Below are 23520 nucleotides of genomic sequence, written 5' to 3'. Positions count from 1 at the left end.
TTATCAAAATTTAGGTGCAAACCGTTCTCCTAAAAACCAAAATAAACGACGATAACTCGAGAGATGGCTATCATGAATCGCAATATATTCTTCTTGTTCTATGTAACCACGCCATTTCTTAAAATCAGACGCTCCAGATCCTTGATGAGCAATCAGTTGTTCTTTTTTAATTTCTTCCATAATGATTCCAGAAATCATCTGGTAGAGACCTTCTTTTTGAGGCAAAGATCTGTCATAACCTAAAAATGGGGTTAGTAAATATCCATTTTTTTTTAAGAATCCAGCAACCGCATAAATTTCCCCTTCTTTTTTTAAGAGCTTAAATCTTAAAATCTTTTTTTCTAGCATGTGATGTAAATATTTTTTTGTATATAAAGGACTATACTTAGTGTAGCGGGAAATGTAGAGATGGTGATAAAGCTCTAAAATACGAGAAACTTCCTTATCTGATAGAACATTTGGTGTCTCGATTGAATAATGAGACTGAGATATTTTGCTTATATCTCTTCTCTGCTTACGTATTATATTGGAATTGAGTTTTTCAGTTTGTTGTGGATCGTATAGATATATATTACGAGTTGGAATCATTCGGTAATTTGCTCTTTGCAGAGCCTCAAAAACGTTTGTATTCTTATATATATTTAAGGAACGAAACATCAAATAATGATCGGGAAACTGTTTTTTTAAAAAATTAGTGAGTATTTCAATCTGCTTTTTTGTGAGATCTGGATAAGGATTAGTTGTTAGAAGCCAATTATTAATAATCACGACTTTATTGATTTTGATCCATTTGAGTAAAGGATCGAGTAAAAAAATGGATATCTTATTCCGGATCTTTTCCCATCCGTAAGTGTTGTGGATTTTTTCTTTTAAATTTGTAACTAAAAAATAAGAAGAAAGAATATAGGAGTTATCATATTCAGTCTCATTTACAGAAATAGGAATGATGCAATCATCTAAATGTAGAAGATAAAGAGTGGTTTTAGCATTCGAAATAAAACTGTCTGTACCTTCTAGAATAAAAGGAAGTAAATAATTTTTTCCTAGATACCCATCTTCATTTTTGGGCCAATTGAGTTGATGGATGTTGGATCTATTATAGATTCTTAAGTCAGCCATTGAGAAGCTCATCATCCTGATCGAATTTTATAAAACGATTTTAAAATATTGAAATCATTCTAAAAGAGTTTTAAAGTGCAAGTTAAGAAAATCATAAAATACTGGTTTTAAAATATTTATTTTATTTTAAAATAAATATTGTTATTAATATAAGACACTTATATTAAGATATATAAAAATAATTTTAAACTTATAAAAATAATTTTATTTCATAAAACCATTTTTTTTAAGAAAATAGTTTATATAGGTTGTATGATATATGAATTATCTTAAGGAGACAATAATGAAGAATAGATTATTTATACTGATGACTGTTTTTTTAGGAGGACTATCCCCGGTTAGTTATGCAAATTTAGATGATGCGCAATCTTCCAAAATAGAAAATGATGAAGAAAAATTTTATCCAGGAAATTCAGATGGATATTTAGGTAGCATTCAAGATGTCATTGAAGATAAAAAAGAAGATGAGCAAGACAATGAGGATACAGTTCATCATAAAAAACTTCAGATGCATTCTGCTGAAAAATTTAGAGGAACTGTTGAAAGTGTCACTCGTGAACCATATCCTGATGGTCGTCTGTTCATTCAAATTGTTCTTAATACAGAAGAGGGAAGCAAAACTATTCTTGTTGGACCTGCCAATTATGTTGACCAATCAAAAGTTAAAATTCAAATTGGAGATAAAATTATAGTCAATGGCTTTCGAATAGGTGCAAATGGAGAAGAAGTGATTGTTGCCAAAGACATTGATAAAAATGGTAATCTATTAAAACTTCTTGATGATAATCGTTCTCCTTATTGGGATAAAGATAGAAATAAAAATAATTAAAATAGAAATTCCAAAATTTTTTAAGCTCAAGTTCAAGGGCTATTTGAACTTGAGCTTTTTTATAACCATAGCTCCTATATTTTTAATAAGATTTTGATATAAATAATGTTGGTTATTAAGTAATCAAACAATTCTAATAGAGTTTAAAAAATAGTTTAGTCTAAAAGCTTTTTTTCTTTTAAAATGAATTTTTTGGTTAATTCAATTGCTTCTCGACTGGTCATAATCCAGTTATGGCTTACGTATAAGGTATAATGGTCATGAGGGGTTAACAGCTTGGTTTCTTCAATAGAGACTTTCCCATCATTAGGTCCATCTACCCAGAATCTTAGTAAACCACTTTTCTTATTACCAGCTATTACCATTACCTCCATTTTATCTGGAAAATTTCCAATACTATTCATAGCTTGTTCATCGTATTCAAGTAGTTGTCTTCCTGCATGTTTCCCAAAAAACCAACGCACAGCAGGGCATTTGTTTACCCTATGCGCCAAACTAGACCCTTTATTTGGTGGAGCAAGTAGGACGGCTTTTCCTATTTTCGCTTCTTGAGGACATGCGGGATGATTCACAGCAGCTCGTACGATAATGCCTCCAAATGAATGAGTCGCAAAATGAATCGGTTCACCTGGTTTTTGTTTAGCAATCATATTCAGAACCTCTACTAATTTTTGAGCATGAGATTCAATTGTTTCTTTTCGACTTCGATAATCCCAAAGATAAGCTTCAAGTCCTTCGCTTTTAAAAGTATTCCCTATAGGAATCATACATCTGTAGGAACGAAAAAAACCATGAAGACAAATTATAGATCCTTCTTTTGCATTCAAGAAATTACTATAAATCAATAATATTAATATTAATAGTTTAGTTAATTTTTTCACTATAAAACCATTTAATATAAATTATATTTTTTTTAATTAATAATTAAAATTATTTTATAATTAATTTTAAATTTTTTTATTCTTAATACACTTAAGATCAATTCAATAAAATTGAACTTTTGAGTAAGTTATTTATAAATAATTAGATAGTTGAAGCCGATGATTACATTTGAATGACAGCAGCACCAGATAGTCTTCCTGTCCGTAGATCTTCTATTGCTTCATTGACTTTTTCTAAAGGATAGGGTTGGACTGTAGTTTTGATAGGAATTTTAGGAGCAAGAGAGAGGAAATCTTCTCCATCTTTTCGCGTAAGATTTGCAACTGATCTAAGTGTCCGTTCATTCCATAAAAGATGATAAGGGAATGAAGGAATATTACTCATATGAATCCCTGCACAAACCACAACCCCACCTTTTTTCACTACAGCTAAAGCTTTTGGAATGAGGGCTCCTGTTGGAGCAAAAATGATCGCTGCATTGAGTAAGACAGGGGGGTGATCATCAGAGCTTCCTGCCCACGAGGCTCCGAAAGATTTCGCAAACTCTTGATTTTGCAGATCTCCTGTTTTTGTAAACGCATATACTTCATTTCCTTGATAACGGATAATTTGAATCAGGATATGAGCCGAGACTCCAAAGCCATAAAAACCGATTGTTTTAGCATTTCCAACCATTTGTAAAGCTCGGTAGCCAATCAAACCCGCACACAAAAGTGGAGCTGCTTGTAGATCAGAATAAGGTTCAGGAATAGGAAAAAGAAAGTCTGCTTTTGCTAGACAGTAATCTGCAAAACCTCCATTTATCTGGTATCCTGTATAAATTGCCTGAGAACAAAGGTTTTCCTTTCCAGAAGAGCAGTAGTCACACTGGCCACAACTCCCACCAAGCCAAGGTAAACCTACTCTCTGACCAATTCTCATATTTTTGACTTGTTTCCCTATCTTTTCAATCTTACCGATCACTTGGTGTCCAGGAATGAGCGGAAGTTTTGGAAATGGAAGTTCACCATCTATCACATGCAGGTCAGTACGGCATATGCCACATGCTAGTACTCGAATTAAAACCTGGTCCTGATCGGGCTTAGGTATTGGGATTTTTGTTAGATAAAGAGGTTGTCCAACCTCTTTTAAAACCATCGCTCTCATATTAAGATATTAAGATCTATGAATAATAAATAATATTTTTCACTGTTTTTATTAAAAAAACTTCAATGAAATCTTATTATAGAAAATCTATTTTTGACTAAGAAATTTTTTGTTTCCTATTCATTTTCTTTTTGATATGGCTAGCCATTTTTAGACCATTATTTTTATACCAATTGATAGGATCATTTTTCAGTTTTTCAATCATTTTAGGCAATGTTTTATCAAGGCTGTGTTTTGGCTCCCATCCCAGTAGGGTTTTTGCTTTAGAAATATTGAGTTCATAATGATCATCAGCTATGCTAATCATCCAAGGCTGAATGAATTGATTATCCATAAATGGGAGATGATTTTCCACCCATGCACCAAATTTAGCAACTGGCTTAGGAAGAGTGTGTGTATTAAACTCTTTTCCATGTAATAGAAGACTAATTTTTCGTTGAAGATAGTCGTAGCTGTATGTTTTTCCTTCTCCTATTATTAGAATAAGTTCATCAGGTAGCTCTTTTCTTTTATGCACGCATTGAAAAAGGACTTCTACTAAATCGTTCATATGCATAAAATCCGCTCCGTGTGTTAAATCTCCAGAAAATAGATGGGCGTTCATCTGATGTTCATAGATGCGCTGAATTTGCTGACTGATTGGGATCGAATGGCAGTCGTCGTCATATACCCCAGAAATACGTAATATAACTACTGGAATATCTCCACGTTCTTCATGGATCACCTTCTCTGTTTTGACTTTAGATAAGGGATAAGCCCACTTGGGGTTGATAGGCCAATTCTCAGTAATTTTTTGGCCTGGCTGGCATGGCTCGTGCACAAGCATTGTGCTTGAAAAAATGAATTGCTCAACATGAAAATTTTGAAGACCTTTTAGTAAACGACGAGTCCCTTCAATAGTGATATTTTCATATTTTTCCATACTTCGATCTTTAAAACTATAATAGGCTGCAAGATGAATCACAGCTATAATATGGTTGCCGTAAAAATCTTGTATATGTCTTAAGGCTTGATGAACACTTTCATCTGATGAGAGATCACAAGGAATAAGTTCTTCGTTTGCAGAAGCATAAAATGCTTTAAGCAGTTCAAATCCAACGGTTCGATGGTGTTTTCCTAGTTTTTTGACAATAGCAGCTCCAATACGCCCACAAGATCCTGTAACTAAGATAATTCCTGTTTCTTTCATAGCACACCTGTTCTTTAAAAAATAATATAATTTTATTATATGTTAATAACATTAATATATTATACTTATTTTTATACAATTTAACTATTGAGGATTTGCAATGATCATTAAAGGGTTATTTCTAGATATTGGAGGAGTATTAATGACTAATGGTTGGGATCATGTTTTACAACAAAAGACAGCAAATCATTTTGGAGTAGATTATAGTGAAATGCAAGCTAGACATCATTTATTATTTGAGACTTATGAAATTGGAAAACTTACTTTTGAGGAATATTTAAAAAAGATTTTCTTTTTTGAAAAGCGTGTCTTTACATTAAAAGAAGTAAAAAAATTCATTTTTAACTCAGTCGAACCTTTTCATGATATGGTTCAATATATTTGTAAAATTAAAAAAGAATATAATTTGAAAATTGGAGTTATAAGCAACGAAGGACGCGAACTGGCTTTAGACAGGATTAAACGGTTTGACCTATCTTCTTTTATTGATTTTTTTGTTGTCTCCTCTTTTGTCCATTTTCGTAAACCAGATCCCGATATTTATCGACTTGCGATTGATATCATGCAAGTTTCTCCCGATGATATTGTGTACATTGATGATCGTCTTATGCTTATCCAATCTGCAGAAGAGATTGGATTAAAAGGGATACATCATACCGATATGAATAAAACAAAAATGATTTTAAATAAGTTACTTAAAAAATAAACTTGTCTGTGGTTTAGATTTAAGGGATATTTTTTATAGGTTCGTTATAAATCATTTTAAAATTTTTCGGCCCAAGAGATGTTTGTGGTTCTTCAATCACTTCAACTAACATCGTGTAATTTTGAGTAGAAATAAGATAGTCAGATTCTATGAGTTCGATTTTCAAGATATTTTCACAAGAAGGAAGATACTCACTCAACTGATCGCTTTCGATGATTTTTTTTAACTCTACAATGCTTTGATGCAAAGGTGATAGTAGTGCATGGAGAGGCATTACATTAACAAGTAAAAAAAAGAAAATGAATTTTTTCATAATCGAGTAAATCCATATGAGGTTGATTTAATTATGGAGGAAAATCCTCCATAATTAATATTTAAACTTAGACTAAGGTTAATTTGTTTCGATATAAGCCGATTTTAGATCTGTTTGTCCTAAATTGTTCACAGTAAGATTGCGAATCTTTGAAGACTTTAAGTACTTAGCATATACCATATATAGGGGGATCACAACATTTTCTTCTATGAGCATTTTTTCAGCTTCTTTAAGATGTTGATTTCTTATTTCTGGGTTTGTTTCTGCTCTTGCTAGAGCGAGAAGTTTTTGATAGTGGGAGTTTTCCCAATTAGGCATGTTATATGTAGATTCTTTATGTTCAAAAAATTCAAGAATGTACATAGGATCATTCACCATATTAAAGGTGATATATCCACCGACTTCATATTCACCATCAATTAAACTAGCTAAAAATACATTCCATTCGGAAGGAATGAGCTCAACTTGAATCCCTAGAACTTTTTCCCATTGTTCTTGAATTGCTTCTACAAGTTTTTTTTGTCCCGGCACTTCACTATATCTATAGAGAAGAGTTGGAAAATCTTTACGGCTTAGGTTAAGTTCATTAAGCCCTTCCTCAAAAAGCTGCTTTGCATATTCTACGTTAAAATCTCCTAGATAGGTTTCATTTGGATTGACTAAAGATAAGTAAGTAGGAATAGGTGTGTTAGTTACTATCTCACCCAATGCCACATGTTCAGCAATTAAATTTCGATCAATTGCCGCTGATAAAGCACGGCGAATTTTAGCAGAACTAAGAGGGAAAGTGTCATTATTTAAAGTAATCCAATAGACACCAGCAATTGGTTGACTGTTAAATTCTTGAGATTCTGACATTTTTTTTATAGTATCTAGAGGTAACCAAGTAAAAGGATGACCCACCCAATCAATTTCTCCTTTTTCATACATAAGAATGGCAGTATTAGGATCACTTACAAGGGAAATATCAATCTCTTCTAATTTCACATTTTCAGCATCCCAATATTTAGGGTTTTTTTTCAGAATAATATTTTGGCTAAAATTCCATTTTTTAAGAAAGAATGGGCCATTAAAGACAGTTGGTTCTTCACTTTTGTCATAGAGAGGATAGAAGACAGCATTCGCAGTTAAATCAAGAAAATAAGGCGTAGGATGTTCAAGATCCACTACTAATGTTCTGTCATCAATTGCTTTAATTCCTACATCATCAATAGAAACTTCTTTGATTTTGGCTCTTTTAGCATTTTTAATTGGGTAAAAAAGATCGGGTCGTAGACAATTGGATTGAGGAGAAATAGCTTCTTTCCATGATCGTTCAAAATCAAAAGCAGTCACTGTTTTTCCATTTGTCCATAACATAGGTCGAAGAGTAAAGATATATTGGGTTTTGTCTGGAGAAACTTCTACATTTTCAGCCCCAGCTAATTCTGGTAGTCCTTCACTATTGTGACGAGTTAATCCTTCAAAAAGAGCTTTTTGCAAATTTCTACAGCCAAAATCTACTCCTGTATGAGGATGAGCCGATGTATAGTTTCCTTGATGGTTAATATGAAGCACTTGAGGACAAGTCATTTTTTTATTTCCTGTGTTTTTTTGGTTATTGCATGCATTTAGAGAACTGATAACTAATAAGAGAAAAAAAAATTTATTTAATTGCATTGGTTTCCTTGGTTGTGTTTTCTAGATAAGCAGATCGGAAATCGATTTGGTTTGTATTCGAAAGAATACACCCTTTTAGTCGTGAATTTTTGACATAATGAAACCTTTGATAAAAGAGAGGAATGATTGGCATTTCTTCCATCAGGATTTTTTCTGCTTCATTTAGCAAATCGATGCAAACAGACAACTCGTCAGCATGTTTAGCTTTTTTAATTAAATACGCATATTTTGGATTTTTCCAAGTTGTGGCATGAAGATTAGCCTCTTCCTGATAAACAATGAGATCATAGAAATAGCAAGGATGTTCATAGCGTGAATACCAGGTCAAAGCACCGACCATACATTCTCCTTTATGAATTGACTCAAGGTAAGAATTCCAAGGAATTTGTTCGTATATTACTCGGATTCCTAAAACAGTTTCCCATGTTTTTCCGATTGCACGACTGACTTTTTCTTGTTCTTCGATATCACTATGAGTGATTAAAATCGGAGGAAAGTCTTCAAGTGTAATTCCAAGTTCATCAAGACCCTTTTTAAAATGAAATTTTGCTAATTCGGGATCGTTTTCAGGAATTGAAAGATGTTGGTTTTTAGGAGGGATGTGAGCAAATCCATAAGCAGGTAGGTAATCCGCTTGAAGAATATTTTTGATTAATTCTTCCCGATTAATACAGTAGGCGAAGGCTTTTCTCATATTTTTAATTTGAAAAGGAATATATTCACCATTAAGATGCATTAAGAAGAGAGCATAATTTGTATTGGAAGTTTTGAGTAAGTTTTTTTTTTTCAAAGACTCAATTTGATTTATAGGGATTTTGATAAGGGGGTCACCTACCCAATCAGCTTTCCCATGTAGAAATAGATCTAAAGCCGCTTTTTCGCTCTTAATAATACTAAATTGGATTTTATCGAGCTTCACAGATGAAGCATCCCAGTAGTTAGGATTTCTTATGACTTGTAGTTCATGGTTAAGTTCCCAAATATTCAGCTTAAAAGGGCCATTACATACATAATTTTCAACATTATGATAAGCCCATCCGGGATACTGTTGGTCAATTTCTCGACATAGAGGAGAATAAATCCAACTTGCTACTAAAGAGAGGAATGCGTAGAAACTATATTCAAGTTCAACTACAAGAGTATAAGAATCCAATACTTGAATACCAACTTCACTCATTGGCATTTCTCCTTTTTTCACAGCTCTAGCATTTTTAATTGGAAAAAAAAGAAATGAATAAAAATATTCAAAGTTTGGTTCAAGAATTTTTTTCCAAGCATATTCGAAATCATAAGCTGTTAGAGGCATTCCATTAGACCAAATGGTTTTTCTTAGATAGAAGCAATAGGTTTTCTTATCTTCAGAAAGAGTATAGGATTGAGCAATAGCTGGTTCAGGATAACCTATTTCTGTAATACGCATTAATCCTTCATAGAGCATTCGAATGATGATACCAGAGGTCCAATCAGCACCAATACGAGGATCAAGCGATTGTGCGGCACGAGGAAGATGAAAATAGAGAATCTGTTGATTAAGATTCTCTTTAATCAAAGAAAAGATCGCATTTTCAATCACTTTAATAAAGTGATCTGCTTCTTTTTTAGTTGGGTTAAGATAAAGATAACATTGATAATAAAAACAGTCTACTTCTATTACAGCAAAAGCGAGTTGTAAAGGATCAATATTGAGTGTATCGATAGCTTTAGCTAGTGTATTATTAATTTCAGGATCTGTTGATTTTACGACTATTGCTAATGAATCATGTTCAATATGGGTTTTTTTTAGATACCTTGCTTGGTGAGGGATTGGAGTTTGTAGAGTGGTAAGAAGTAGCAAAAAAAGAATTTTTCCTTTTTGGGGATCGATATAGGTTTGTAGGACTGAAGGGCTGAGTGAATAGAAAAAATTTTCAAGTAAAAGAGCGTTTTGTTTTGCTGCTGGTCCTATTGCTAATGTAATTGCTTCAAGTTGTTCATTTTGTTTTATCAAAAATCCGCCGTTATAATCACGAAAAGGCCCGATCATTTTCTCAACTGCTTGAACTACATATTGACGAGCTTTTAATAGGTCAACTGAGTGATTTTTACGTAGAAACAATTGACTATCAATTTTTACAGAAAAAATATTCGCTTCTTTAATATATTTTTTACGAAGATAACCGACATTTGCAGTTCGTTCAGAGATGAAGAGGACATTTTCAGGAAGAAGATGGACCAGAGAATGAAGATCGCAACTATTTTTATCGAGAACGCGAAGAAGAATGATGTTAAATGTTAGAATATGATTATTTTGTTCTTGAAAAGAAATAATAGCTTGAGGAATGTCTCGAACAAATCTTAATTCTTGACTTAAGTTCACGATATTCCGAATAAGCTCTTCTTCATTACGTGGAATAAAAAGGGAGGGAGATAGATATTCAATACTATTTTTTAGTTCGCTAGGTAGCTCTTTTTTTAATTTTTTAATATCTTCTAAATTAAAATTTTTCCTATTACTTTTTTCAATTTCAAGATAAAAAGTGAGTAATCGATTCTCTTCATTTTTATGTGAATAATAAGTGTTTTGTAAGGCTCTTATATTAGGAATAATCCGTTGAATTGCTCTAATAATATGGCGAAGTTCAAAGAATTCATAATTTTGAAGAGAATTCAGACAGATTGCTAAACCAAGAACTTTTTTTAAACCAAATGGATAACGGAGATAGGTTTGCATCAACCTTAGATAGACATGGCGATTATGAGGAAAGAGTTTCATTTCTTTTTCTAGAGATTTTTGGAAAAGGTAGTGGGTGCAAATAATTCGGCAAAGATGGTGTAGTTGGCGAATTTTTCTAAATTCCTGATGAAAATGGGACATAAAATGTTGGATATCACGGAAAATATCATTTGAAAAATGTTTAGGGTAATGACTAATTAACTTAGTTACTAAGTCGTGAATATAAGTAATATCTTCATCGAATAGGAAGTTCTTCATTTTGAGCATAGATTTAGTATAACCCGATGAAAAGGTACTTGCCTTAATTTTATCTACAATTTCTGGGAGCCTTTTTTCGATGATTTGAAGAATTTTTTTGTTAGGAATGTAAATAGAAATCTCTATAAAAAATAGAGGTGTTCCAGAAGTCGCTGGATAAAAATCTAGATTTCTAGAGGATAGAAGTTTCAATTGTTTATTAGGAACTAGGTAATTGGTTAAAATATCTTCGACAAATAAAATCGCATTTCGATTCCAGTCAGAAGGGAATAGAAGATAAAAGAAAAATGCTCCAGGAGTGAATGGTGAAATTTTCCACTTAAATAGGGGAAGTCTTTTTGTGGGATTTTCTTGACCAGTTAGTTCATCACCAAAAATCTTTTTTATAAGACTAAACATGTGTTGTTTATGTATTTGAAAGTCATTTTTTTCTGAAAAAGATTTTTGTTTTTGAACCACGTTCCAGTTCTCCTTCTGAGAGCAGTATTCAGATTTATATTTTTTAAATCCAATTTTAATTATTTTTTGATAAAAATATTAAAATAGGAAGAATACTAAATCGGTTTTAAGTAGCCAAAGGATTTGACTTTAGGAATTTTTAAATAGATTTAGTTGGATCTAGATTTTTTCTCTATGGATCCATTTTATAAAACAAGAAGAGGGTAAATTAAAAAATTTTCATCATGAACATTCGCTAAGTATAAGAATTTTCTATTCGATGTAAGGGTCTTATTTTTTAATTAAACACAAGTATTTTGGATTTTTTTATCCGTTTGATCAGGTGTTAAAATTTATGACTAGGAGTCGTAAAAAAAGTAAGAAATGAGCGAATCAGAGAGAAAATTAAAGAGAAGAAAATAGCTGAGATAAAGTTATCAATAATAAATCCAGGCACAATCATGCTCACAAAGTAGACAATCAATCCCATAATGACAAAAGAAAACAGTCCCATTGTAAGTATATTGATTGGCAATGTGAGAATAAAAAGTATCGGGCGTAAGGTAGAATTTGTAATACCAAAGATCACAGCCACTAAAATAATTGTAACAAAGTTTTTTATATGAATACCAGGAAGGATATATCCTGTTGCCCATACAGCAATTATATTGATCAGAATTGAGAATAAAATGATCATACTAATTTTTATAATTGTTACTTGTCTGATCAGCATATCGATTGTAGGATTTTCATTATACTATGGGATTTCTCCTATGCCTACTTCCTATAAGGCGAAACAAGCCTTATTTTCTCTACTACCTAAAACTCCAAAAAATGTTTTTGAATTAGGGTCAGGATGGGGGAATTTAGCCTGTTCTTTAGCCAAACATTATCCTTGGGCATGGATTCATGCTTTTGAAGGCTCTTGGTTTCCATGGATTGTTTCATTAGGATTAAAAAAAATACTAGGAATTCATAACCTTAAAATCTCTAGAAAAAACTTTCTTAAAATCTCCATTAAAGAAGCAGATCTTGTGGTTTGTTATCTTTATCCAAAAGCAATGGAGAAGTTAAAAAGCAAGTTTAAAAAAGAAATGAAACCCGGAACGTGGATTATCACAAATACCTTTTCCATTCCTGGATGGATTCCTATTCGCACAGTAGAACTAAATGATTTATTTGGTTCTAAGATATATTTATATATAAATTAATTTAAAAATCATGCTCAAAGAGCGCTTTCCAGTTTTTCTTTAATTTGACAATGAATTTTATTGATTGGAAGCGCACCATCGATCAAGACTAGATCTCCTTTTTTTGCATAGTAGTCTTTGACTGGTTGAGTTTGTTGATGAAAAACTTTCAATCTTTCAAGAACAACGATTTTGGTATCATCTTTTCTTTGAATTAATTGCTCTCCACATTTCTCACAAACTTCTTTAGTTGAGGGGTTTGTTATTTTATGATAGGGAGCTCCGCATTTTTTACAGATGATTCTTCCACTCACTCGTTCAACAATTAATTCATCAGGTACTTCTAAGCTGATGACAATTAATCGAAACTCCGTTTTATGAATCATAGTATCGAGCATTTCAGCTTGGGAGACTGTACGTGGAAAACCATCAAGAATATAACCTTTTTGACAATCAACTTCTTTCAAACGTTTCCATAGGAGATTCATTACAATTTGGTCAGGAACAAGTTGCCCCGTATTTATGTATTGTTTTGTTTTTTGCTCAGTTGAATTTTGAGAGAGATTTTCACGTAGCAAATTCCCAGTAGAAATTTGAGGAATCTGCAGTATGTTGCTGAGATAATATGCCTGGGTTCCTTTACCAGCACCAGGCGCACCTAACATGACTAGAACAATTTTTTGATCTTTATAGATTTTCATAAGAAATAAACGATTTTTACAACGTTCAATCATAAGAATATCTCTATTTAAAGCTATTATGAATTATCTATGCAGCAATTTGATTTTGATTCTCTTAATTTTAATAGATTCTATATAGAAGAGCTTTATCAACAGATTCCATGAGAAGAAAAAAACTCTTAAAAGAGCGCAGTGATTGATAATTTTTAAAAATGATCATCCTTCTTTTGACTCTTATATTTCCAGCTAAACAGCAGCAGAGAACCGACGACCAGAAAGAGAATGGCAGAAAGCATAGGAATAGTTATGAAACCAAGTCCTAAATCATATTTATTTATACAATTTGACTCTTTCCCACATAGACTCATTCCATTTAAATTTGGAAATTCTTGGATAGCAATTTGATAAACAGAAAAAAGAAAGCCTATAATGACTTGAGGAAGTATGTAAATAGTAATATTAAGAAAACTTTTATAAGCAGCTATTCCTAGAATAATCCCTAAAGGAAAGAGACAGATTCTCTGATACCAACATATATAGCAGGGTTCAAAATGAGAAATATGACTAAAATATAGACTAGCAAGTATTCCTATCGAGGCAAATAACCATGCTAAATATAAGGAAAGACTACGAGCCACTTTTTATTCTTCTTGTAGGTAGGTTTGAATTAATTTTGAAATACCCTCAATTGTCCTTTCTTTAACTTCAATTCCATTTACATAAACTGTTGGTGTAGAAATCATTCCATTCATTATTTCTATTCCATAATCAGTATTTTTTTCAATCTGAACACGGTATTTTTGGGTTTGAATACACTCTTTTAATTGAGAAATATCCATTCCAAGAGAGAGTGTTTTACTAAATTCAGTCAGTGTATCAAGGTTCATCAGACCCTCCTCATGATCAGATTCAAAAGAGTAGATATAGTTACAGTATTTGCCAAACATCTCATAATTTGGATATTGAGGATCAGCATAATAGGCACACAGCGCTCCCACTGCCATGGGCATGGAGTCTGGTAAGAATGAAACAGGGATTGTGGTATATAGAATTTTGTTCGTATCAATAAATTGCTTTTTGATAGTTGGGAAAATTTCATTATTGAAAACCTTACAATTCTTGCATTTTGGTTCTTCAAATACCACTACATGAACTTGGGCCTTTTGATATCCAATTGTAGGGTTATTTTGTGTTGTCATAGGGATTGGTTCTAGAGGTTGTTTCAAAAATAAGTGATAGTAAAAAACCACAATTGCGATGAGTAAAAAACAAGTAATTAGTACAAGAGGTTTAATAAAACGCATCAAAATTCCTAAATATTTCTATATTACCAATAATAATTTTTTTATTAAATATATAGTTAATCAGTTTTAGGATTTTGAGATCTTTGACGCCGATTTCGTCGTTTTTTTTGTTTTCGTATTTTATCTAAAAATTTTTCTTTCAGAGTTTTAAGTCCAAATTTTTTTTTTTGGATTTGTTCGCATAATTCACGACGAGCTAGAAATCGATTAGTTTCCCTAGATCGTGTTTTACCACACTTGACTTCTATGCCTGATGGTAGATGTTTGAGATAAACAGATGAAGATGTTTTATTGATTTTTTGTCCTCCTGGCCCACTTCCAGTAATAAATTTTTCAAGAAGATCTTGATCAGAGATTGAAAGATATTTCATTCGCTCTTCTAGCTCATCAATTTTTTTTTTAGAGACTTTTTCCATGAAGATATTTATAAATTTTCATAAGAGGTAGAAAGCTTGGGGATCACTTTTCTGGTTTTTCATCTTTTAAAAGATAATCATTCTATCTTCGTTTGATGATCTAACACATCAATTTGAAAATTAAGGCAATACTCTTTTGGATAGGAGAGTCAATGCTAAAATTTAGAATACGTGCTATTTTTCACGATCTCCAACACTTCTTTTGCTTGATTCACAATATATTCAGAAGTAAACCCAAATTTTTTTAATAATTCTTTCAATGGAGCAGATGCTCCAAATGCTTCCATTCCAATTGATCTTCCTTTTAACCCAACATAGCGTTCCCAACCGAAGGTAGAGGCTTGTTCAACAGAAATCCTAGCACTAACATCTGGAGGAATCACCAAATTTCGATAATTCTCATCTTGTTTTTCAAAAATTTCCCATGAGGGCATACTCACCACACGGGATTTAATATTTTGTTTTTCTAATTCGATATGAGCCTCTATACACAAAGAGACTTCACTTCCTGTGGCAAGTAATAGAAGATCAGGTTGACCGATACAATCAGCAAGAATATAAGCGCCTTTATGTAGGCCCTTAGCAGAAGCATATTTTTTACGATCAAGAGTAGGGACTTTTTGTCTCGTTAGTAAAAGCATAACTGGTTCATGACGTTGATAAGCAATATATTTCCATGCCTCAAGGACTTCATTTGCATCAGCAGGACGAATTGTAGTTAAACCGGGAATGGCCCGCATAGAAGGAATTTGTTCAATGGGTTGATGTGTTGGACCATCTTCTCCTACCCCAATTGAATCATGTGTAAAAATATAGATCACAGGAATTTCCATAATTGCACTTAGACGAATCGCTGGTCTACAGTAATCACTAAAGATAAAAAATCCTGCTCCAAATGGGCGTATTTTCGAGAGAGCTAAGCCATTAAGAATGGATCCCATTGCATGTTCACGCACTCCAAAATGGAAATTACGACCAGCATAATTATTTACCCCAAAATCTCCTGCTTCTTCAAATGTGAGTTGAGTTTTTGTCGAAGGAGATAAATCAGCCGCTCCTCCAACTAACCAGGGATAATTTTTTGCTAACATATTTAACACTTTTCCACTCGAGTCACGTGTTGCTAGTCCTACAGAATCAGGCGGAAATGGTTTAAAATCACGATCAAATCTTTCAGGTAACTGTCTATGTTGCATCCGATAAAGATCCTCAGCAAGCTCTGGATATTGTTGTTGATAACGGTTAAATAGTTCGATCCATGTCTCTTGTAGATGTTTTCCTCTTTTTCCAATCCCTCTTTTAAATATTTGGTAAACTTCCATAGGCACTAAAAAACGAGAATTTTCTGGCCATCCATAATTTTTTTTTGTAAGACGAACTTCTTCTTCTCCAAGTGGTTCTCCATGAGCAGCTGCTGTTCCTTGTTTATTAGGAGATCCCCATGCAATATGGCTATCAACAATGATCAATGTTGGGCGATCATGTGTATGATGAAAAGTTTGAAATGCTTGTGCCAACATAACTAAATCATTAGCATCTCCTACTCTTAAAATATTCCAACCATATCCGAGAAAACGCGTTGCAATATCTTCTGTAAAAGTAAGATCTGTCGTTCCTTCGATGGTAATATGGTTATTATCGTAAATCCAACAAAGATTAGAAAGTTTCAAGTGACCGGCAATCGAGGCAGCTTCTCCACTCACACCCTCCATCATATCACCATCTCCACAGATGGCATAGACATTGTAATTCATCATATCAAAACCAGGACGGTTGAAATAACTGCTCATCCAGCGACTTGCAATCGCCATTCCAGTGCTAGTCGCAACACCCTGGCCAAGTGGTCCTGTGGTTGTTTCAATACCAGAAGTTAAACGGTATTCAGGATGTCCTGGACATTTGCTCTCAAGTTGACGAAATGTTTTGATATCTTCAAGCTTGACAGCAAGCTCTCCTATTGTTTCATATTTTTTGTTAACTGCCTGTACACCAGTTAAATGGAGAAGAGAATAAAGAAGCATCGAAGCATGACCATTTGAAAGAATAAACCGATCTCTGTTAGGCCAAAGGCAATCTGTTGGGTCAAAACGTAAAAAATATTGCCAAAGACAATAAGCTACAGGAGCTAATGCCATCGGTGTTCCTGGATGACCAGAATTTGCAGTTTGCACAGCATCCATGGCAAGTGTACGTATTGTATTAATTGCCAGTGTATCTTCATCTAGGGAGATGTTTTTGTGATTTTTATTTTGCATTTCATCCATATTGCTTACTCATATTGTATTTGGTCATCGTGATTAAAATATCACTTCAATATTCATGCTTTTGGTTAGCTAAAACATCTAGAATTTCTTTTTCTCTCATCATAGACTATCCAATAGAGCTAACCTCCATATAATGTCCAGAATATTTAATAGTTATCTTAGGTTTTTAAACCTCTTGCCATCCCTATTCCTAAATGCCTTACTTATCCAAACAGGTATTTTGATCTTAAGAAAAACATAACTTTTTGGGGGCTAGTGAAATAGTTTCAATTCCACAAACTAAATCTTATATTTTCAATAATATTAATAAAATTATTTTATATATTTTTTATTAATATTAAAATAAATCAAAACTTAAATATAATTAAAATTATAAGATTTTTGATAAATAGAAAAACATTTTATTGTTCTACAGATATGGATTTCTATCTATGAAAAATCATCTTAAGAGGAGATAGCAAGAGATGGTGAATGAAAAGGAGTACAATAGAATTTATCGAGAATTTCACAATAAAATGATTTGGACTCGGTTTGGAATGATTTTTCTAGGTTTTTGGTTGTTAATGAGCCCAGAATCTTTCGGATATATTGATTCCAGGTTGCATTACAGTGATTGGATTTCTGGATTTCTATTGATTATTTTTGGTGGCATATCAATGAAGCAGAAATTGAGTGGTTGGATTTGGACAGGTGCCATTGTGGGAATTTGGCTTCAATTTGCTCCACTTGTATTTTGGGCTAAAGAACCTGTGATTTATGTGAATGATACCCTGATCGGGGTACTTGCTATTTCATTTTGTGTCTTAGTCCCTTTAAGACCCTATCAGTTTGAAATTGGCCCTGAAATTCCTCATGGTTGGACTTACAACCCCTCCGCATGGTCTCAAAGAATTCCAGTGATTTTTTTTGCTATTGTAGGATGGTTTATTGCCCGTTATATGGCAGCTTTTCAACTTCACTATATTCATTTTGTTTGGGATCCATTTTTTGGATTAGGAACCGAAAAAGTGATCACCTCTATGATTTCGCATGATTTTCCTGTTCCTGATGCAGGGTTAGGGGCAATGGCCTATTCTTTGGAAGCGATTATGGGAGCAAAAGGAGGAGTGCGTCGTTGGCATACAATGCCTTGGATAGTGGTAATATTTGGAATTCTGGTTGTTCCTCTAGGTTTTGTGAGCATTACTCTTGTCATGCTTCAGCCAATTGTTGTCGGTGCTTGGTGCGGTCTTTGTTTAATTATCGCAACCTGTATGCTTATTATGCTCGCTTTAACTATTGACGAAGTGGTTGCCGTTTGCCAGTATTTGTCCCAAATTCGTCGTGAAAAAAAACCCTTTTGGCGTACTTTTTTTATGGGTTCAAAATACACGTTAGATAGTATCACAAGCTCTGACCATCAGACATCTAGCTTCAGTGAAGCTCCTAGGAAAATCATTCAATCGATGTTTTTTGGGGTAAAAATTCAATGGAATCTTTTAATCACAGCGTTAATTGGGGGATGGTTATTATTTTCAAAAGATATTTTTCGATGCCAAGGAATACTAGCCGATAATATAGATGTTTGTGGTGCCTTGATTATCGTTTTTTCGATTATTTCTTGGGCAGAGGTGGTTCGTGCTCTAAGATTGATGAATATAGCTATTGCTCTATGGCTTATTATATCTACGTTTGTTCTTTCTGGTGCAACCCTTCTATTTATTTGGCATATAGTCGTGATCTCAATGTGTATTATTAGTTTGTCTATTTTTCGAGGAAAAATTAAAGAAAAATATGGAGATTGGGATGCATATATTTTCTAAGAGATGTAAGTATTTACCAAAACATGGAGATCTAAGAATAAACTAAATTTTATCTTCAAGGATTTCTTTCCTACAAATCATCATCATTTTAATCATAAAATGGAGATTATGAATCGTTGCAAGATTCAAAAAAATCACTTCTCTTGCTTTAAAAAGGTGATGAAGATAAGCGAGAGAATGAATCGAGCAAGTAGAGCAGGCACAGTCAGTTTCGATAGGTTGAAAAGAAGTTGCATAATGACGTTGATGAATTTTCAACCCTCCAGATTGTGTTAATAAAAGTCCATGACGAGCTGCACGAGTAGGATATGAACTATCAAAAGTATCAATTCCAAAAGGAATGAGTCTACGAATTGAAGGGACATCTCCGATACCAAGAAGGTGATTGGGTTTTTCCTCAGGAAGAAGTGGACAGATATATTCAATGAGATCACTCATTTCTTGTCTATTTTTTCCTATACTTCCTCCAATGGCAAAACCATCAAAAGGTAATTCAGTCAATGTTTTGATGCTTAATTTACGTAGTTCAAAGTCAATACCACCATGGATCACTCCATATATCGCTTGATTCTGGGGATTGGCTAGATGAGTATTTAGAGAACGCATTTCCCAACGATGGGTTCGAGCAAGAGATTTTTTCAGATTATCATGATCAATAGAATGGGGAGGAAGCTCATCTAGTGGAATAATGATATCAGCCCCTAGATCTTTTTGTGCTTCTATTGAAGATTCAGGAGTCAGTAAAATTTTTTCTCCATTCCGATAAGAACGAAAAGTGACTCCTTCTTCATTGATTTTTAACACGCCTCCTTTTTCTTGTGTATGACGATGGCTTTTAATTTCATTATGCATGGCTTGAGCATTAAGACTAAAAATTTGAAATCCTCCTGAATCAGTAATCAGAGGTTGTTTACGTTGAATAAACTTGTGGAGGCCACCAGCTTTTTTAATAATCCCAGTCCCCGGCTGAAGTAAGAGATGATAGGTGTTACAAAACATGAGTTGCACACCCATTTGATCAATCATTTCATTATTGAGCGCTTTCAGTGTTCCATTTGTCCCTACAGCAACAAAATTTGGTGTATCGATAATCCCATGGGGTGTGTAGATCCTTCCCACACGTGCACTAGATTTTTTTGATTTATGGAGAATTTCAAAATTCATGACGAATGACTTGCCTCGAAAGATAAACAAAAGGTGTAGAGAAGATGATGATCATTCCTTTGATCATCAAACTGAAAAGAATTACATGATGGGTATTTGCAATTATTCCATAAAGACCAATAAGATTAAAAAGCACTGTATCAGCTATCTGTGAAAGAATCAGAGTGAGAATTGTGCGAGTTGTTAAATATTTATTAGACATCTTTCTTTGTAAAAATCGAAAAAATGCTAGGTTAAAAAATTGCACGATGACAAAAGAAATCAGAGAAGCCGTCATAAGACGGGGTAGGGGTTTTAGAAGAAATATAAAATGGGTTTGTGATAGATCATGGGAGTTGGGAAGGTAAGCAAGGTGAATTTGTGCAAGAATAACAAAAGATACGGAAATGAATAGAGAAATCCAAACTGTTTTATGAGCAGTTTTTTTTCCAAAAAATTCTTGAATCAAATTCAATCCTAGAAGATATCCTACACTCAATGCATCTGTTGGTGTAATACTTAAATTAAAAAAAGTAATTTGTTTAAGTACAAAAAGATTCATGATCACGACGAGCAAAGAGAGCCAAGTAATGATCATTTCTTTACCGAAGCGCAATGTAAACAAGGTTAATCCACAAACAATTGCGATATGTATTGGAACAAGAAGAAGATTAAGGTTCATGGAAAACAGTCTATCAGAAAAAAAGAAAACCCTCATTATGAAGTTTGGGGGAGCAGTTTTAAAAAATCCTGAGATTTTTTCTAGCTTAGCGGATCTTATTCTAGAAAGAAAAAAAGAATATTTTCATATCGTTGTTGTTGTCAGTGCCATGAGTGGGATGACAGATAATCTGATCTCTCTTGCATTTCGGATTAATCCCTCTCCTCCTGAACGTGAATATGATATGCTTGTAAGTGCTGGTGAGAGGATTAGTATTTCACTTTTAGCTATGGCTCTAGCAGCTAAGGGGGTTGATGCAGTCAGCTTTACTGGGAGTCAGTCTGGTATTTTGACAACAAATCAACATCGAGAAGCGCGGATCCTTTCTGTGAGACCAGAACGTCTTATTCTCTCTCTCAATCAAGGAAAAATTGTCATTGTAGCTGGTTTTCAAGGTGTGAGTCAGAATAAAGAGATTACTACTCTTGGAAGAGGTGGGTCAGATACTTCAGCTGTTGCTTTAGGGATTGCCCTTGGAGCTGAAAAAGTTGAACTCTATAAAGATGTTAAGGGGATTTTTTCTAAAGATCCAATCCATGATCCACAAGCTTTTTTTTATTCTCAATTATCTTTTGATGAAGCACTGGAAATTGTCAATACAAGTGGAGGACGTGTTCTTCACAATCGAGCCCTTGTTTTAGCTAAAAACAATGCACTTCCATTACATGTACGTTCTTTTCTAGACTTGACCGGAGAAGGTACGGTGATTTCACAATCAAATCTTAAGCTTGCAGGAGCAGTGTATGAATAACTATCTGCGTATTCCAGATAATTTTGAGAAAAAAAGTCCATTTTGTATGAGAGCAGTTCATCGAATTTTAGATCTGCTTTTTCCTTCTAATTTTTTTAAAGACCAGGAATCTTTCTCTCATTTTAATACCCAACTTCCGATGATCTCTGCAACTCAGTTTAGTCAGCCTCCATTCAATCTCTCTTTTTTTCTCTGTTGCCATTTTCGGCCTAATGCATTTCATTTCTTCTATGAAATGATCAGTCGTTGGTTGATTCCAGATAAGCGTTTAAATCCTATTCTACAATTTGCAGCTGATTTTTCTTTTCCCCATCTTCATGACCAAAAATATGTTGTAGGAGAGGTCATGGTTCAAATTAGAAATTTATTTGAACTTAGAGCTATTCAAAATAATCTACCTCTTCTAAAAAATGAAATTCATCTTGGTTTAAAATCCTATTACCAGGCATGCCGAATCTTGGAAATGAAAGGATTAAGATTAGATGAAAAAAATATTTTGATTCAAGAGGTCATTACCTCGCTCATTCAAAAACGTCCTCAGGATTTTGATTATGATCTTTTGTCAGAAATGCATCGATTTCTTGTCATCTCTAAAGAAGGATTCAAGAAAGATAGAAGTTATCGTCATATTGGTCGTATTATTTGTGTCTATTACCTTTTTGGACGCGCACTGCAGCTCTCACTCGAAACTTTTCCTGAAAGACGGTACATTAGTGTCAAATTGATTCGTGCAAAGATTCGTTATGGTCGTCCTGTTCTGGGAATTGTCATTGGGTTAAGTTATATTCATGATCATGAAATTTTTGAATCACGTCATATTCTAAGTGGAATTCAGGCAATTATTCCTACAGCGAGAAAAGTTCCTGAATCCTATCTGCATCATAAACGTCAATCAGACCAAATTTGTATGGCTTATATTGAAATTGAAAAAGAGGACAGCTTTTTTACCCTAGAAGAACAAAAAATTCTAAAAATAGAGCTTCCTCAAGAGCTGAAAAATCGATTTGAATCACGATTAAATCCTATATTCATGCCTCAAAATGAAGAGATGATTATACGTAATATTCTTACATTAAGTAATCAGCTTAAATTTGTTCGCGATTTGCCTCAGGTAATGATTGAATTTAGTCAACAAATGGAAGAACAGCTTGAATTTCTTATTACTGTGGTAAGATTAGTCAAACAAGACACACTTCCGATCAGTGACTGTTTTAAAGCAAAACACACCTTTCTTGAATTCATTCCAGATAGACAGAAAATCGTTGGAACACTGCGTAAAAAATACCATAAAGAAGCCTCGGTTTTTCGTCTGAGAATTTCAAAAGGTGATTTTTTTCGAAGAAATCATGTGATTGATCTTTATAAAGCACGTAAAAAAATTGCCTCAGAGCTTACTTATCTCATTGGGGAATTTAGAGATTATAACGGAGGGATGATTTCTCAAGAGAGCGAGCTTTTTGATAGATTAAAAAGACATTTAGGTCATCAAACGAAAGAAGAGGCTTTTTTACTTGAAAACTATTTTTATTCCTTGGTTCCTTCAACTATGCGTAGTCTACTTCCTATGAAACCGATAAAAAAACTTTTTTTAATGATTCTAGAAGAGGAACTGGATAAAGAAGAAAAGTATACGATTCGCATGCAAGAGGATTTAGATTATTTTTATTCTTTAATTACATCGGTTGATCTGGATTTTCATAAAATGCTTCAATTAGGTCCTTATTTAGGGAAAATTACTACTTGTCTAGTTCCTAATAGATATTATTTTAGTTTTGGTTTAATTTTTCGTTATCCAACTACCGAAGAGAAAAAAAGTCTTCGTTTAGCAATTGAGGAAATGATTGTAGCTCGACAATGAATCAGAGTATAACTATCTTTTTGAATACACAACCACATAAATTCTAAATATTTATATAATACAAATTAGATACGTTCTTTTTAGCTTTCTTTCTGATTTTATATAGTCTTTTATTTTCAGTCTTTCATCTTTTAATTAT

At 33.4% G+C, this 23520-nt stretch carries 21 protein-coding genes; 6 read left to right on the top strand and 15 right to left on the bottom strand.

What is annotated here, in order from left to right; translation table 11 throughout:
• Positions 1-3: 3 nt before the first annotated feature.
• Positions 4-1119, bottom strand: coding sequence for a hypothetical protein (locus tag R3E91_00655; protein ID MEZ5314717.1), 1116 nt, complete (start codon positions 1117-1119; stop codon positions 4-6).
• 283 nt (positions 1120-1402) lie between these two features.
• Between R3E91_00655 and R3E91_00650 the strand changes: the two genes are divergently transcribed.
• Positions 1403-1948 (top strand): hypothetical protein, encoded by a 546-nt coding sequence (locus R3E91_00650; GenBank protein ID MEZ5314716.1) that lies wholly within the window; start codon positions 1403-1405, stop codon positions 1946-1948.
• 155 nt (positions 1949-2103) lie between these two features.
• On the opposite strand, the gene R3E91_00645 is transcribed toward R3E91_00650, so the two are convergent.
• From R3E91_00645 to R3E91_00635, 3 genes are all read right to left on the bottom strand, one after another.
• Positions 2104-2829 carry an alpha/beta hydrolase gene (locus R3E91_00645; GenBank protein MEZ5314715.1) on the bottom strand — a complete coding sequence of 242 codons (726 nt, stop codon included), beginning with the start codon at positions 2827-2829 and terminating at the stop codon, positions 2104-2106.
• A gap of 163 nt (positions 2830-2992) precedes the next feature.
• On the bottom strand, positions 2993-3967 hold the full coding sequence (locus R3E91_00640) for a zinc-dependent alcohol dehydrogenase family protein (GenBank protein ID MEZ5314714.1): 975 nt from the start codon (positions 3965-3967) through the stop codon (positions 2993-2995).
• 106 nt (positions 3968-4073) lie between these two features.
• Positions 4074-5165 (bottom strand): NAD(P)-dependent oxidoreductase, encoded by a 1092-nt coding sequence (locus R3E91_00635; GenBank protein ID MEZ5314713.1) that lies wholly within the window; start codon positions 5163-5165, stop codon positions 4074-4076.
• A 100-nt stretch (positions 5166-5265) separates the two neighbouring features.
• Between R3E91_00635 and R3E91_00630 the strand changes: the two genes are divergently transcribed.
• On the top strand, positions 5266-5871 hold the full coding sequence (locus tag R3E91_00630) for an HAD-IA family hydrolase (GenBank protein ID MEZ5314712.1): 606 nt from the start codon (positions 5266-5268) through the stop codon (positions 5869-5871).
• A 19-nt stretch (positions 5872-5890) separates the two neighbouring features.
• Here the strand turns inward: R3E91_00630 and R3E91_00625 are convergent, their stop codons facing one another.
• The 4 genes from R3E91_00625 to R3E91_00610 all read right to left on the bottom strand — a co-directional run bounded on the left by R3E91_00625 (position 5891) and on the right by R3E91_00610 (position 11985).
• Positions 5891-6184 carry a hypothetical protein gene (locus tag R3E91_00625; GenBank protein MEZ5314711.1) on the bottom strand — a complete coding sequence of 98 codons (294 nt, stop codon included), beginning with the start codon at positions 6182-6184 and terminating at the stop codon, positions 5891-5893.
• A 78-nt stretch (positions 6185-6262) separates the two neighbouring features.
• Positions 6263-7756, bottom strand: coding sequence for a peptide ABC transporter substrate-binding protein (locus tag R3E91_00620; protein ID MEZ5314710.1), 1494 nt, complete (start codon positions 7754-7756; stop codon positions 6263-6265).
• A gap of 73 nt (positions 7757-7829) precedes the next feature.
• The gene (locus R3E91_00615) at positions 7830-11273 is read right to left on the bottom strand and encodes a peptide ABC transporter substrate-binding protein (GenBank protein ID MEZ5314709.1); all 3444 of its coding nucleotides are present in this window, start codon (positions 11271-11273) and stop codon (positions 7830-7832) included.
• Positions 11274-11598: 325 nt separating this feature from the next.
• Complete coding sequence (locus R3E91_00610; protein MEZ5314708.1) at positions 11599-11985, bottom strand: phage holin family protein; 387 nt, start codon at positions 11983-11985, stop codon at positions 11599-11601.
• 40 nt (positions 11986-12025) lie between these two features.
• On the opposite strand from R3E91_00610, the gene R3E91_00605 reads away from it, so the two are divergent.
• A complete protein-coding gene (locus R3E91_00605; GenBank protein MEZ5314707.1) occupies positions 12026-12463 on the top strand; it encodes a hypothetical protein in 438 nt (145 codons plus the stop codon).
• Between the two features lie 14 nt (positions 12464-12477).
• On the opposite strand, the gene R3E91_00600 is transcribed toward R3E91_00605, so the two are convergent.
• The 5 genes from R3E91_00600 to tkt form a co-directional block, all read right to left on the bottom strand.
• Positions 12478-13176 (bottom strand): adenylate kinase, encoded by a 699-nt coding sequence (locus R3E91_00600; protein ID MEZ5314706.1) that lies wholly within the window; start codon positions 13174-13176, stop codon positions 12478-12480.
• A 152-nt stretch (positions 13177-13328) separates the two neighbouring features.
• Positions 13329-13760 carry a disulfide bond formation protein B gene (locus R3E91_00595; GenBank protein MEZ5314705.1) on the bottom strand — a complete coding sequence of 144 codons (432 nt, stop codon included), beginning with the start codon at positions 13758-13760 and terminating at the stop codon, positions 13329-13331.
• A gap of 3 nt (positions 13761-13763) precedes the next feature.
• The gene (locus tag R3E91_00590; protein ID MEZ5314704.1) at positions 13764-14426 is read right to left on the bottom strand and encodes a thioredoxin domain-containing protein; all 663 of its coding nucleotides are present in this window, start codon (positions 14424-14426) and stop codon (positions 13764-13766) included.
• A gap of 56 nt (positions 14427-14482) precedes the next feature.
• Positions 14483-14842, bottom strand: coding sequence for a peptide chain release factor-like protein (locus R3E91_00585; GenBank protein ID MEZ5314703.1), 360 nt, complete (start codon positions 14840-14842; stop codon positions 14483-14485).
• Positions 14843-14997: 155 nt separating this feature from the next.
• On the bottom strand, positions 14998-17106 hold the full coding sequence (gene tkt, locus R3E91_00580; protein ID MEZ5314702.1) for a transketolase: 2109 nt from the start codon (positions 17104-17106) through the stop codon (positions 14998-15000).
• A gap of 464 nt (positions 17107-17570) precedes the next feature.
• Between tkt and R3E91_00575 the strand changes: the two genes are divergently transcribed.
• On the top strand, positions 17571-18908 hold the full coding sequence (locus R3E91_00575; protein MEZ5314701.1) for a vitamin K epoxide reductase family protein: 1338 nt from the start codon (positions 17571-17573) through the stop codon (positions 18906-18908).
• 42 nt (positions 18909-18950) lie between these two features.
• Here R3E91_00575 and tgt read toward each other — a convergent pair whose 3' ends face one another.
• Both tgt and R3E91_00565 read right to left on the bottom strand, forming a co-directional pair.
• Positions 18951-20072, bottom strand: coding sequence for a tRNA guanosine(34) transglycosylase Tgt (gene tgt, locus R3E91_00570; protein ID MEZ5314700.1), 1122 nt, complete (start codon positions 20070-20072; stop codon positions 18951-18953).
• Complete coding sequence (locus R3E91_00565; GenBank protein ID MEZ5314699.1) at positions 20062-20733, bottom strand: queuosine precursor transporter; 672 nt, start codon at positions 20731-20733, stop codon at positions 20062-20064. Before R3E91_00565 ends, tgt begins: the two co-directional genes overlap by 11 nt.
• On the opposite strand from R3E91_00565, the gene R3E91_00560 reads away from it, so the two are divergent.
• Positions 20732-21523, top strand: a complete 792-nt coding sequence (locus tag R3E91_00560; GenBank protein MEZ5314698.1) for a hypothetical protein — start codon at positions 20732-20734, stop codon at positions 21521-21523. The genes R3E91_00565 and R3E91_00560 overlap by 2 nt on opposite strands.
• Positions 21516-23381 (top strand): hypothetical protein, encoded by a 1866-nt coding sequence (locus R3E91_00555; GenBank protein MEZ5314697.1) that lies wholly within the window; start codon positions 21516-21518, stop codon positions 23379-23381. Before R3E91_00560 ends, R3E91_00555 begins: the two co-directional genes overlap by 8 nt.
• Positions 23382-23520: the final 139 nt, after the last annotated feature.

Source organism: Chlamydiales bacterium, from assembly GCA_041395025.1.
Taxonomy (GTDB): Bacteria; Chlamydiota; Chlamydiia; order Chlamydiales; family JAAKFR01; genus JAJACP01.
Note: the sequence above shows the minus strand (reverse complement) of the source record. Positions and strands in the feature narration are given on the sequence as shown.